The following is a 12,527-nucleotide window of genomic DNA, read 5'->3' on the forward strand; positions in this document are numbered from 1 at the left end:
TTCATGGTCAATGACGATGGCTCTCTGGGCAAGCGCAACGATGTGTATTGCGCATCGATTGAACACAAGCTGGGCATCAAGGCCTCCCCAACTGCTGTGCTGCTGTATGGCGACAACAAAGGCGACGTGGGCCAGGGCGCCATTGGTTACCTGGTGGGCGAGGAAAACAAAGGCCTGCAGTACATGTTTGTGATGATGAACGCCGCGCGTTTCCAGGTGGGCGTGCAAGGCATTGGCGTGGCCGAGCGAGCCTACCAGCAAGCCGTGCGCTACGCCAACGACCGCGTGCAGTCCCGCCCGGTAGATGGTTCGGCCAACCAAGCCGTGCCCATCATTCACCACCCCGATGTAAAGCGCATGTTGATGAGCATGCGCAGCCAGGTTGAAGCTGCTCGCGCCATGGCCTGTGTGGCTGGTGCCGCTTACGACGCCGCCCACAACCATCCCGATCAAGCCACTCGCCAACAAAACCAGGCCGTGTACGAATTCCTGGTGCCACTGGTGAAGGGCTGGTCCACCGAAATGAGCATCGAAGTGGCCTCCACTGGCGTGCAGGTGCACGGCGGCATGGGTTTCATTGAAGAAACCGGCGCAGCCCAGCACTACCGCGACGCCAAAATCCTGACGATTTACGAAGGCACCACTGCCATTCAGGCCAACGACCTGGTGGGCCGTAAAACAGCCCGCGATGGTGGCGCTGTGGTAAAGGCCCTGGCCGCTGAAATGGCCCGCACCGTGGGCCAACTCAACGAACTGGGCAGCGCCCACGCCAAGGCCGTGGCCACCCGTCTGGACGCCGCCCGCGCCGCCATGCTTGAAGTGGCCGACTTTGTGTGCAACAACATGAAGAGCAACCCCAACGCCGTGTTTGCCGGCAGCGTGCCTTACCTGAAGCTGGCCGGTATCACCGTGGCGGGTTGGCAAATGGCCCGTGCATTGCTGGCTGCCGATGCCAAAATCAAGGCTGGCGAAACCGATAGCTTCTACAGCGACAAAATCCTCACATCGCGCTTCTTTGCCGACCACGTGCTCAGCACCGTGCCCGGCCTGCGTGACAGCGTGGTGGCTGGCTTCGAAGCTGTTACAGAAATGGCCGTGGCCAACTTCTAATCGGCAAACACACCTGGTTTGTGAAAGAATCCCCTCCAATGTGAGGGGATTTTTGTTTGGTCTGATGACATGACGCCCAGCGCCCTGCTCGCCGATGTTGTGCTGCTTACCCACTTTGCCGTTGTGCTTTTTGTGGTGGGCGGGCTTGTGCTGGTGGCGTTGGCCTCCCCAGCGTGTGGGGCAGCGGTAGGGCCGGTATGCCCCGCCGCCCGCCGCATCAAATGGGCATACACGCCTTACCAGGCTGCCGCCATGGCGCCGGCAGCATCAAACCCACTTACAGCGCCATCGGCAAACCAGCCCGCCCAGGCATCACTGAGCGCCAGCCATTGGGCGCTGGCCATGTGGTCCAGGCCGGCGGCTTGCGCTAAACCGATAGAGCTGGTGAGCAACACAGCAAACAGCGCTGTTTTAACCGCCAACGACAGTGTGTTGATTGCACTGCCGTCCACGTCCATGCCGGTGAAGTTTTCGGGCCATTCGTTCATGATTCACACTCCTTGTGTGGTGATGTGAGTTCATGGTATTCATGCAGTAAGTGCAAATAAATGCATTGATATGAACTTCACTGGTGCATCATGAGCAATAATTTCAACGAGCTGCAAGCCGCAGAAACCTTTTTGTTGGTGGCCAACACGGGCAGCTTTGCTGCCGCGGCCAAGCTCAAGGGCGAAAACCCAAGCAGCGTGAGCCGCGCGGTGGCGCAGTTGGAGGCCCACCTCAGTGCCCGGCTGTTTAACCGCACCACACGGCAAATTAAAATTACCGAGGCTGGGGAAATTTATCGTCAACACGCGCGGCGCATGGTTGAGGCGCGTCAACTGGCCCGCGATGCGATTGCCCAATTGCAAAGCGGTTTGCCCAAAGGGGTGGTGCGCATCAGTTTGCCCGTGGTGGTGGGCGAGCGAATTTTGGCCAACCATCTGCCCGCCTTTCATGCCAAGTACCCTGAGGTGGAATTGCAGGTGGATTTGTCCAACCGAAACGCCCTGTTGGTTGAAGAGGGGCTGGACTTGGCCCTGCGGGTGGGGCCATTGAGCGACTCCACCCTGCGCGCCAAAAAAATTGCCACCATTTGGCGAAAAATGTACGCCGCTCCCTCATACCTTCAAAAGCATGGTGAGCCATTAAGCCCCGCAGACCTTGTCAACCATCAATGCATCGCATTTGCCCAGCGTGGTGAAGCCAAAGACTGGGAGTTCTGGCCCAAGCATGGCAAGGGCCCGAGCCAGAAACACCGTGTCACCCACTGGTTAACCTGCTCCAGCCCCATGATGGTGGTTAAAGCCATACACGCAGGTTTGGGGGTGGGGCGCAGCGCCCCGTGGATGATCCAAAACGAACTGGCCAACGGCGATTTGGTGGAGATTCTTAAAGACTGGTATTGCGACAACCCAGCCCATGGCGGCTTGCCCATGTTCATTGTGTTTCCCCCTGGGCTAACCAGCCAGGTGCCGCTGAAAACGCGGGTGGTGGCCGAGTTTCTGGAAGCATTGGTGAAGAAGGAGTTTTCTTCGGTTTCGTAGTAAAGTTACCCGGCAATAACAACAAAATATCGGGAGACAATCACAATGCTGGGCAACTCATTCATCACCATCGGCTTGCCGGTGTCGCTTTTCATCATCATGGTGGGCATGGGTTTAAGCCTCACCGTGGAAGACTTCCGTCGCGTTAAACAGCAGCCCCGTGGCGTGGTGGTGGGCACGGTGTTGCAATTGGTGGGTGTGCCTTTGCTGGGTTTTGCGATCGGCGGGGCCATTGGGGGCGGGGTGCTGGCAGCAGGCCTGGTATTAACCGCCACCATGCCGGGTGGTACCACCTCCAATGTGCTCACCTACCTGGCCAAGGCCAACCTGGCCTTGTCCATTACCCTCACCGTCATCGCCAGCCTTTTAACGGTGCTCACCATTCCGTTTTACATGGCCTATGCATTGCACTGGTTTTTGGGGGAATCCACCCAGTTGGAGTTGCCATTCATCAAGACCTTGGTGACCATGATGGTCATTGTGATTATTCCAGTCATGTTGGGCATGTTCATACGGGCCAAGAAGCCTGAGCTGTCGCAAAAATTCGAGCCCGCCATCAACAAGTTCGCCATGTTTGTGCTCATCGCCATCATTGTGCTTATCATGGTTTCAGAGCGCGACAGCATCGTGAGTTGGTTTGAGCAGGCTTGGCTGCCCGTGGTGTTGATGAATATTGGCGCGGTGGCCATTGGCATGTTGGGTGGGCGCTTAACTGGGCTCACCAAACAAGACAGCCTCACCGTGTCCATCGAGATGTGTGTGAAAAACTCAACCTTGGGCCTCACCATCGCCTTGTCGCTGTTGCAAAGCGCCGAAATGGCGCTGCCTGTGGCGGTTTACGGTTTGCTGATGTACATCACGGTGGCTGTGTTGTGTTGGTATGGCCGGCGCATAGCCCGTGAGGCGGCAACGCCCGCACCTTGAGCGCACCACCGGGCTGGCTGAAAGCCCCTTTTGCAGGTATAATGCTTGGTTAGCTAAACAATTCCCAGGCAAACGCCTGCGCGGGGGCTTATCGGTTCCCCGGGCTTTGTCGCACCCAACTGGAGTTTCCCTTGTCAAAATTAGTTGCAAGCGCACACCCGCGCGCCTTGCTCGCGCTCGCGGACGGCACTGTGTTCGAGGGTGTATCCTTTGGCGCACCCACCACACAAGTGGGCGAAGTGGTGTTTAACACCTCGCTCACCGGTTACCAAGAAATTGCGACCGACCCCTCGTATTGCCGCCAAATCGTTACGCTAACTTACCCGCACATCGGCAACGTGGGCACCAATCCCCAAGATGAAGAATCAGCCGGCGTGCATTTGTCGGGTTTGGTCATCAAAGACCTGCCAGAGCTGGTGTCCAATTTCCGCTCTACCCAGCCTTTGGCCGATTACCTTAAAAAGCACGGCGTGCCCGGCATTGCTGGCATTGACACCCGCAAGCTCACCCGCATTCTGCGCGAAAAGGGTGCTCAAAATGGCTGTTTGCTTACCGAGGGCAGTGGCGAGGCGTTCAGCGCCGAACGCGCTGTTGAGCTGGCCCGCGGCTTTCCCGGTCTGGCTGGCATGGACCTGGCCAAAGTGGTTAGCTGCAAAGAGCCCCATGAGTGGGTCGAGGGCGAATGGACCCTGGGCGTGGCTTCTGAGGAACCTCACTTCCAGACTGGTGAACGCCCCTTGCATGTGGTGGCCTATGATTACGGCGCAAAGCGCAATATTTTGCGCATGTTGGCGCAGCGCGGCTGCCGCGTGACCGTGGTGCCAGCCCAAACCCCCGTTGACAAAGTGTTGGCCCTCAACCCTGACGGCGTGTTTTTAAGCAACGGCCCCGGCGACCCCGAGCCATGCACCTACGCCATTTCTGCCATCAAGCATGTGTTGGACAACACCAAGCTGCCCGTGTTTGGCATCTGCTTAGGCCACCAGCTGATGGCCCTGGCCAGTGGCGCCAAAACCATGAAAATGAAATTTGGCCACCATGGTGCCAACCACCCGGTGCAAGACCTGAAAACCAAGCGTGTGGCCATTACCAGCCAAAACCATGGCTTTGCCGTTGACCCCAACAGCCTGCCCGCCAACCTGCGCATCACCCATGTGTCCCTGTTTGATGGGTCCATTCAAGGGCTGGAGCGCACCGATCGCGCGGCATTCTGCTTCCAGGGGCATCCCGAAGCCAGCCCCGGCCCGCACGACCTGGCCGAGTTGTTTGACCGATTCATCGCAGACATGCAAGCCGCCAAGCGTTAAGCGGGGGCTTGTGGTGCAGGGCAGTTGCACCGCGCGGTTTTGTTTTGAATTTTTAAAAATTAAAGGGAAGTTATGCCAAAGCGTAACGATCTGAACACCATCCTCATCATCGGCGCTGGCCCCATTGTGATTGGCCAAGCCTGTGAGTTCGACTATTCTGGCGCCCAGGCTTGCAAGGCCTTGCGCGAAGAGGGCTACCGCGTGGTGCTGGTCAACAGCAACCCGGCCACCATCATGACCGACCCAGAAATGGCCGACGTCACCTACATTGAGCCCATTACTTGGCAGGTGGTAGAGCAAATTATTGCCAAAGAGCGCCCCGATGCCGTGCTGCCCACCATGGGCGGTCAAACCGCGCTGAACTGCGCTTTGGACCTTGCCAAACATGGCGTACTGGCCAAATACAACGTTGAACTGATTGGCGCCAAAGAAGAGGCCATTGAAAAAGCCGAAGACCGCCTGAAGTTCAAAAATGCGATGACCAAAATTGGTCTGGACTCCGCCAAAAGCGGTGTGGCGCACTCCATGGAAGAGGCCCTGGAAGTGCAACGCAGCATTGCCGAGCAGGTGGGTTCCAATGGCTTCCCGGTGATTATTCGCCCAAGCTTTACCTTGGGTGGCACTGGTGGCGGCATTGCGTACAACGCAGAAGAGTTTGAAACCATTTGCCGCCGCGGTCTTGAAGCCTCGCCCACCAACGAGCTGCTGATCGAAGAAAGCCTGATTGGCTGGAAAGAATACGAGATGGAAGTGGTGCGTGACAGCGCAGACAACTGCATCATTGTGTGTTCCATCGAAAACCTCGACCCCATGGGGGTACACACTGGCGACAGCATTACCGTGGCCCCGGCTCAAACCCTGACCGACCGCGAATACCAGTTGATGCGCAATGCCTCGATTGCCATTCTGCGCGAAATCGGCGTAGACACAGGCGGCTCCAACGTTCAGTTTTCGATCAACCCGGCCAATGGTCGCATGATCGTGATCGAAATGAACCCACGGGTGTCGCGCTCTTCCGCGCTGGCCTCGAAGGCCACTGGCTTCCCCATTGCCAAAGTGGCTGCGAAGTTGTCGGTGGGTTACACCCTGGATGAACTCAAGAACGACATCACTGGCGGACTGACGCCCGCGTCGTTTGAGCCCTCCATCGATTACGTGGTCACCAAAATTCCACGTTTTGCGTTTGAAAAATTCCCGCAAGCCGACGACCGCCTGACCACGCAAATGAAGAGTGTGGGCGAGGTGATGGCCATGGGCCGCACCTTCCAGGAAAGCTTCCAAAAAGCCCTGCGTGGCCTGGAAGTGGGCGTGGACGGCCTGAACCAAAAAACAGAAGACCGCGAAGTGATCGAACGCGAACTGGGCGAACCGGGCCCGGAGCGTATTTTTTACGTGGGCGACGCTTTTGCTAAGGGTTTCACCCTTGAAGAAGTACACCAGCTCACCAAAATCGACCCATGGTTTTTGGTGCAAATCAAAGACATCGTGGACACCGAACTCGAGCTGGAAACCAAAACCCTGGCCGACCTCACCGAGCCGGTGCTGCGCTTGCTCAAGCGCAAGGGCTTTTCTGACCGCCGATTGGCTTATTTGCTGGATGTGTCTGAGGCAGAAATTCGCAAACTGCGCCACCAGCACAATGTGCGCCCTGTTTACAAGCGCGTAGACACTTGCGCGGCAGAATTCAAAACCGGCACGGCCTACATGTATTCCACCTACGAAGAGGAATGCGAGGCGCAACCCACTGACAACAAAAAAATCATGGTGCTGGGCGGTGGTCCCAACCGCATTGGCCAGGGCATTGAGTTCGATTACTGCTGCGTGCATGCCGCCATGGCGCTGCGCGAAGACGGGTTTGAAACCATCATGGTGAACTGCAACCCGGAAACAGTTTCTACCGACTACGACACCTCAGATCGCCTCTATTTTGAGCCGCTCACCCTCGAAGACGTGCTTGAAATTGTGGCCATCGAAAAACCCGTGGGTGTGATTGTGCAGTACGGCGGCCAAACACCGCTGAAACTGGCCAAAGCCTTGGAGGCCAATGGCGTGCCCATCATCGGCACCAGCCCAGAAAGCATTGACATTGCGGAAGACCGTGAACGTTTCCAAAAGTTGTTGAGCAAGCTCAACCTGCGCCAGCCGCCCAACCGCACCGCCCGCACCGAGGGCGAAGCGATTGCCCACGCGCAAGACATCGGCTACCCCTTGGTGGTGCGCCCAAGCTATGTGCTGGGTGGCCGCGCCATGGAAATTGTGCACGAGCAAAAAGACCTGGAGCGCTACATGCGCGAGGCTGTGAAGGTCAGCAACGACAGCCCGGTGCTGCTGGACCGTTTCTTGAACGACGCCATCGAAGTGGATGTGGACGCCCTGTGCGATGGCCACACCGTGATGATTGGCGGCGTGATGGAGCACATCGAACAAGCCGGTGTACACAGCGGCGACTCTGCCTGCTGCCTGCCACCCTATAGCCTGTCGGCTGACATGGTGGAAGAGCTCAAGCGCCAGTCTGAATTGATGGCCAAGGCCTTGAACGTGATCGGCCTGATGAACGTGCAATTTGCCATCCAGAACGACACGGTGTATGTGCTGGAAGTCAACCCCCGCGCCTCGCGCACGGTGCCTTATGTTTCCAAAGCCACGGGCAAGCAATTGGCAAAAATTGCCGCCCGTTGCATGGCTGGCCGCACCTTTGCGGACCAAGGCGTCACCGACATCCCTGTGCCCAAGTATTACTCGGTTAAAGAGGCGGTATTCCCCTTCGTGAAGTTCCCCGGCGTAGACACCATTCTTGGTCCCGAGATGAAGTCCACAGGCGAGGTGATGGGCGTGGGCCGCAGCTTTGGCGAAGCCTTTGTGAAGTCGCAACTGGCCGCATCCGTCAAGCTGCCACAGGCTGGCACAGCGTTTATTTCGGTTAAAAACGAAGACAAAAAACGCGCCATCAAACTGGCCAAGGGTCTTGAAGAACTCGGTTTCAAGCTGATTGCAACCCGAGGCACTGCTGCCGCCATTTCCGAGGCGGGTGTGGAGTGCACCGTGGTGAACAAGGTGCTGGAAGGGCGTCCCAATATTGTGGATATGCTGAAAAACGGCGAGGTTCAACTGGTGGTTAACACGGTTGAAGAGCGCCGCAGCGCCATCAATGACAGCCGTTACATTCGGACCACATCGCTGGTTTCCCGTGTTACGATCTTCACAACCATGGCTGGTGCTTTGGCTGCGGTTGAGGGCATGAAGCACCTCAACAAGATGGACGTTTACAGCGTTCAAAGCCTGCACGCGGAACTCTCCGCCTAAGCCGACTGTCTGAACCCCCAAGCCGTCTTTTAGCGCGTTGCTGCTAACAGGCGGCTTTCCATTTGCAGGAACATTGAGTTATGCCCACCATTCCATTGACCGTTAAAGGCGCAGAAAAATTAAAGGCTGAGCTGCATCGCCTGAAAACCGTGGATCGCCCGGCGGTGATCAACGCCATTGCCGAGGCTCGTGCCCAGGGTGATTTGTCTGAAAACGCCGAGTACGATGCCGCCAAAGAGAAGCAGGGTTTTATTGAGGGGCGCATCAAAGAAATTGAAGGCAAACTGAGCAATGCGCAAATCATTGACCCCTCCACCTTGGATGCCGAGGGGCGCGTGGTGTTTGGTGCCACTGTGAAGCTGGAAGATCTGGAAAGCGGCGATGATGTGGAGTACCAAATTGTGGGCGACGATGAGGCTGACATCAAGGCTGGCTTGATCTCGATTTCCAGCCCCATTGCACGCGCGCTGATTGGCAAATATGAGGGTGATGTGGCCCATGTACAGGCCCCGGGCGGTGTGCGCGAATACGAAGTGTTGGAAGTCCGTTACATCTAATGAGGTAAAGCAAGCATGGCAGGTCGCGGCATTCGGGGAGCAGAGCTGGCACTTTGGGCCATTTGGCTGGGTGCCTTGTGGTTCATGGCCATTTTGGTTGCCCCAGGCCTGTTTAAATGGTTGCCACGTCCCGAGGCGGGCTTGGTGGCGGGGCGCCTGTTTTACATGCTCACCTGGTTCTCGGTGTTTGTTAGCGTGGTGCTGCTGGTGCTGCCCAATGTATTTTCGCAAATGCGCGCCAGCACCAAATTAAATGCGCTGATGGTGCTCATTGTGGCGGTGTGTGTGGTCGAGCTGGCTTGGCTGCACCCGGTGATGGATGGCATGCGTCAAGCCATGGCCACGGCCGAGGGGCAAGAACTTTCAGCGTTGCGTTCAAAGTTTGGGAACATGCACGCCGTATCCAGCGTGCTGTATTCGGTCAAAATGATAGGCGCGCTGGTGTGGGGTTTGGGCCGCTACGGGGTGAAAGCGGCGGCTCAGTAAGGTGTAGCCGCCTGGTTTAGTCTTTGGCGTTGAACTGGCGCTTGGTTTGACGTGGTGCCTTGGGCTTTGGACGTGGCTTTGCCTTGGTTTTGTCGGCATTTTCAGCTTTTGGGCGGTACAACACCAGCAACTTGCCAATGTGTTGAACCAGCGCGGCGCCGGAATGTTCGCAAATCGCCTGGCCGCACTCAATGCGGGCATCGCGGTCGTCGCCAGCCACGCGCACTTTGATCAGACCATGTGCGTTAAGGTGAACTTCAATTTCTTTTAACACCGCTTCGGTGAGGCCCTTGTCGCCAATTAGCACCACTGGGTCCAGCGCATGGGCCTGTGCTTTGAGTGCCTTTTTTTCGGCGGGGGTGAGTGTAATCGCGGTGTCCGTCATGGTTAGTCTGCTTATTTGGGTGTGTTGTGGGCAAAAAGAAAGTAAACAAAAACTGGTTGCATGATCACATCAACGACCCGTACGTCAAAATGGCCACCAATGCGGGCTACCGGGCGCGTGCTGCCTTCAAGTTGAAGGAAATTGCCGAGCCCGAAGGCTTGCTCAAACCGGGCATTAAGGTGGTCGACCTGGGCAGCGCCCCCGGAAGCTGGTCCCAGGTGTTGCGAGAGGCGTTGGTGGGGCCGGGTGGCGTGATCAATGGCCGTATTATCGCACTGGATCTGCTGCCCATGGAGCCAATTGCCGGGGTTGAGTTCATTCAAGGCGACTTTCGGGACGATGAAGTGTTGGAAGAACTCAACAAGCGCCTGGAAGGAGAGAAGCTCGACCTGGTGGTGAGCGACATGGCGCCCAATTTATCGGGCGTGGCTTCTGCAGACTCTGCCCGAATCGAGCATGTGTGCGAACTGGCCATTGAGTTTGCCGTCAATCACCTGAAACCCAACGGGGCGCTGATCATGAAAATTTTCCACGGATCGGCTTACAGCGGCATTGTGCACCAAATGAAACAGGTGTTTAAAACCGTGGCGCCTCGCAAACCCAAGGCCTCCCGGGACCGTTCCCGGGAAACCTTTTTGCTGGCCAAAGGTCTTAAATAGGGTTTGCCGAGGGGCCAAGGTTGGGTCATAAGCAAACTTAATCCCCGTCATCAAATACAGCGATGGCGAAGTTGTAGAGCTTGGGTTTAAAATGGGAATTCCGGCCTTATCTGAACAAGGTGGGTTGGGTATCTCAAGGAGAAGTGGCATTGAATAATTCGTTTTCCAAAGCAGCGGTGTGGCTGGTGGTGGCCTTGGTGCTTTTCACTGTGTTCAAGCAGTTTGAAGGGCAGCAGGTTCGCTCCAGCGAAATGACCTATTCCGAGTTCATGCAAGACGCTCAGGCTGGGCGCATCAAAAGCGTGATCGTGGATGGCCGCACCGTACGGGCGCTAACCACCGACGACCGCGAGCGCATTGTGTACTCGCCCGGCGACATCTGGATGGTGGGCGATTTGCTGAAGTATGGCGTGCAAGTGCGTGCCAAGCCCGAAGAAGAGCCATCCCTGCTGATGAGCCTGTTCGTGAGCTGGTTCCCCATGTTGTTGCTCATTGGTGTGTGGATTTTCTTCATGCGCCAAATGCAGGGCGGTGGCAAGGGCGGCGCATTCAGCTTTGGCAAAAGCCGCGCGAAGTTGCTCGACGAAAGCACCAACCCGGTCACCTTTGCCGACGTTGCTGGCTGTGATGAGGCCAAAGAAGACGTTCAAGAGATGGTGGACTTCCTGAAAGACCCCAGCAAGTTTCAAAAACTGGGTGGCCGCATTCCCCGCGGTGTGCTCATGGTGGGCTCGCCCGGTACAGGTAAAACCCTGCTGGCCAAGGCCATTGCGGGCGAAGCCAAGGTGCCATTCTTTGCAATTTCGGGCTCCGACTTTGTAGAAATGTTTGTGGGTGTGGGCGCTGCCCGCGTGCGCGACATGTTCGAGCAGGCCAAAAAGCAGGCGCCTTGCATTATTTTTATCGATGAAATCGATGCCGTGGGCCGCCAGCGCGGTGCAGGCTTGGGCGGTGGTAACGACGAACGCGAGCAAACCCTGAACCAGATGCTGGTCGAAATGGATGGTTTTGAGACCAACCAGGCCATTATCGTGATTGCCGCCACCAACCGCCCCGACGTGTTGGACCCTGCCTTGCTGCGCCCCGGTCGTTTTGACCGCCAAGTGGTGGTGGGCTTGCCCGACATTCGCGGTCGTGAGCAGATTCTACGTGTGCACATGCGCAAAGTGCCCATGTCGCCCGATGTTGATCCGTCCATTTTGGCCCGTGGCACGCCTGGTTTTTCTGGCGCTGACCTGGCCAACCTGGTGAATGAGGCCGCCCTGTTTGCCGCACGCCGCAATGGTCGCGTGGTTGAAATGGTGGACTTTGAAAAAGCCAAAGACAAAATCATCATGGGTGCAGAGCGCAAGAGCATGGTGATGCCCGAGGACGAGCGCCGCAACACGGCCTACCACGAATCGGGTCATGCCATTGTGGCCAAGCTCATGCCCAAAACCGACCCGGTTCACAAGGTCACCATTATTCCACGTGGCCGCGCGCTGGGTGTGACCATGCAGTTGCCTGAAGGCGACCGCTACAGCATGGACAAAGAGCGCATGCTCAGCACCATTTCGGTCTTGTTCGGTGGTCGTATTGCTGAAGAAATCTTCATGAACCAGATGACCACTGGCGCATCGAACGATTTTGAACGCGCAACATCGATTGCACGCGACATGGTGACCCGCTACGGCATGACCGACGCCTTGGGCCCCATGGTGTACGCCGAAAACGAAGGCGAGGTGTTTTTGGGCCGCTCGGTGACAAAGACCACCCACATGTCTGAACAGACCATGCAGAAAGTGGACGCCGAAATTCGCAAGATCATCGACGCGCAATACAAAGTGGCTTGGGACATTCTGGACCAAAACCGTGACAAAGCCCATGCCATGGCCAAAGCGTTGTTGGAGTGGGAAACCATTGATGCCGATCAAATCAACGACATCATGGAAGGCAAGGACCCACGGCCACCTTCAACCGGCGGCAGCACGCCCCCCACGGGCGGCAGCCCAAGCAGCGGAGGTGGGGAGAAAGTCAGCCCCAACAGCCAGCCTGCGCCAGCAGCTTGATTGCTGCCTACCGTTGAAGTGAAAAGCCGCCAGCCAGACTGGCGGTTTTTTTTGGCAGCCTTTGTATCGCTTGCACCCTGAGGCAAGCAGGTCCATGCGGCTTGTTGCGCTGGCTGTGATTGTTCGCTTGCTCCCTGAAGCAAGCAGGACCATGCCCCTTTGCGACGGCCAATCTGTTGATCCCTCCCTGAGCCTCGCCTGAACTGAGGCCCGCCCTCCAAA

Annotated in this window: 10 protein-coding genes and 1 pseudogene; 9 read left to right on the forward strand and 2 right to left on the reverse strand. The window is 57.0% G+C overall.

Annotated elements, in window-relative coordinates:
• On the forward strand, nt 1-1,110 hold a 1,110-nt coding region (locus tag ACEQU8_RS01890; protein ID WP_370261086.1), incomplete at its 5' end, for an acyl-CoA dehydrogenase.
• A 236-nt stretch (nt 1,111-1,346) separates the two neighbouring features.
• Here ACEQU8_RS01890 and ACEQU8_RS01895 read toward each other — a convergent pair.
• Nucleotides 1,347-1,598: a hypothetical protein gene (locus tag ACEQU8_RS01895; protein WP_370261087.1), complete on the reverse strand. Its 252-nt coding sequence runs from the start codon at nt 1,596-1,598 to the stop codon at nt 1,347-1,349.
• Nucleotides 1,599-1,688: 90 nt separating this feature from the next.
• On the opposite strand from ACEQU8_RS01895, the gene ACEQU8_RS01900 reads away from it, so the two are divergent.
• The 6 genes from ACEQU8_RS01900 to ACEQU8_RS01925 all read left to right on the forward strand — a co-directional run bounded on the left by ACEQU8_RS01900 (nt 1,689) and on the right by ACEQU8_RS01925 (nt 9,213).
• Nucleotides 1,689-2,636 carry a LysR substrate-binding domain-containing protein gene (locus ACEQU8_RS01900; protein WP_370261089.1) on the forward strand — a complete coding sequence of 316 codons (948 nt, stop codon included), beginning with the start codon at nt 1,689-1,691 and terminating at the stop codon, nt 2,634-2,636.
• Between the two features lie 45 nt (nt 2,637-2,681).
• Nucleotides 2,682-3,560: a bile acid:sodium symporter family protein gene (locus ACEQU8_RS01905; protein ID WP_370261091.1), complete on the forward strand. Its 879-nt coding sequence runs from the start codon at nt 2,682-2,684 to the stop codon at nt 3,558-3,560.
• Between the two features lie 131 nt (nt 3,561-3,691).
• Nucleotides 3,692-4,867, forward strand: a complete 1,176-nt coding sequence (carA, locus tag ACEQU8_RS01910; RefSeq protein WP_370261092.1) for a glutamine-hydrolyzing carbamoyl-phosphate synthase small subunit — start codon at nt 3,692-3,694, stop codon at nt 4,865-4,867.
• A 72-nt stretch (nt 4,868-4,939) separates the two neighbouring features.
• The gene (gene carB / locus ACEQU8_RS01915) at nt 4,940-8,170 is read left to right on the forward strand and encodes a carbamoyl-phosphate synthase large subunit (protein ID WP_370261093.1); all 3,231 of its coding nucleotides are present in this window, start codon (nt 4,940-4,942) and stop codon (nt 8,168-8,170) included.
• 80 nt (nt 8,171-8,250) lie between these two features.
• Nucleotides 8,251-8,727: a transcription elongation factor GreA gene (gene greA, locus ACEQU8_RS01920; RefSeq protein WP_370261095.1), complete on the forward strand. Its 477-nt coding sequence runs from the start codon at nt 8,251-8,253 to the stop codon at nt 8,725-8,727.
• A gap of 15 nt (nt 8,728-8,742) precedes the next feature.
• Nucleotides 8,743-9,213: a DUF4149 domain-containing protein gene (locus ACEQU8_RS01925; RefSeq protein WP_370261096.1), complete on the forward strand. Its 471-nt coding sequence runs from the start codon at nt 8,743-8,745 to the stop codon at nt 9,211-9,213.
• Nucleotides 9,214-9,298: 85 nt separating this feature from the next.
• On the opposite strand, the pseudogene yhbY reads toward ACEQU8_RS01925, so the two are convergent.
• Nucleotides 9,299-9,598 (reverse strand): annotated as a pseudogene (yhbY, locus tag ACEQU8_RS01930) (ribosome assembly RNA-binding protein YhbY); the annotation flags it as partial.
• Between the two features lie 26 nt (nt 9,599-9,624).
• Here yhbY and ACEQU8_RS01935 point away from each other — a divergent pair.
• Together ACEQU8_RS01935 and ftsH are read left to right on the forward strand one after the other, a co-directional pair.
• Entirely contained in the window at nt 9,625-10,257 is a 633-nt protein-coding gene (locus ACEQU8_RS01935; protein WP_370261098.1) for an RlmE family RNA methyltransferase, read from the forward strand.
• A gap of 149 nt (nt 10,258-10,406) precedes the next feature.
• Complete coding sequence (gene ftsH / locus ACEQU8_RS01940) at nt 10,407-12,305, forward strand: ATP-dependent zinc metalloprotease FtsH (protein ID WP_370261100.1); 1,899 nt, start codon at nt 10,407-10,409, stop codon at nt 12,303-12,305.
• The last annotated feature ends 222 nt before the right edge of the window (nt 12,306-12,527 follow it).

The organism is Limnobacter sp. (assembly GCF_964228395.1).
GTDB lineage: Bacteria > Pseudomonadota > Gammaproteobacteria > Burkholderiales > Burkholderiaceae_B > Limnobacter.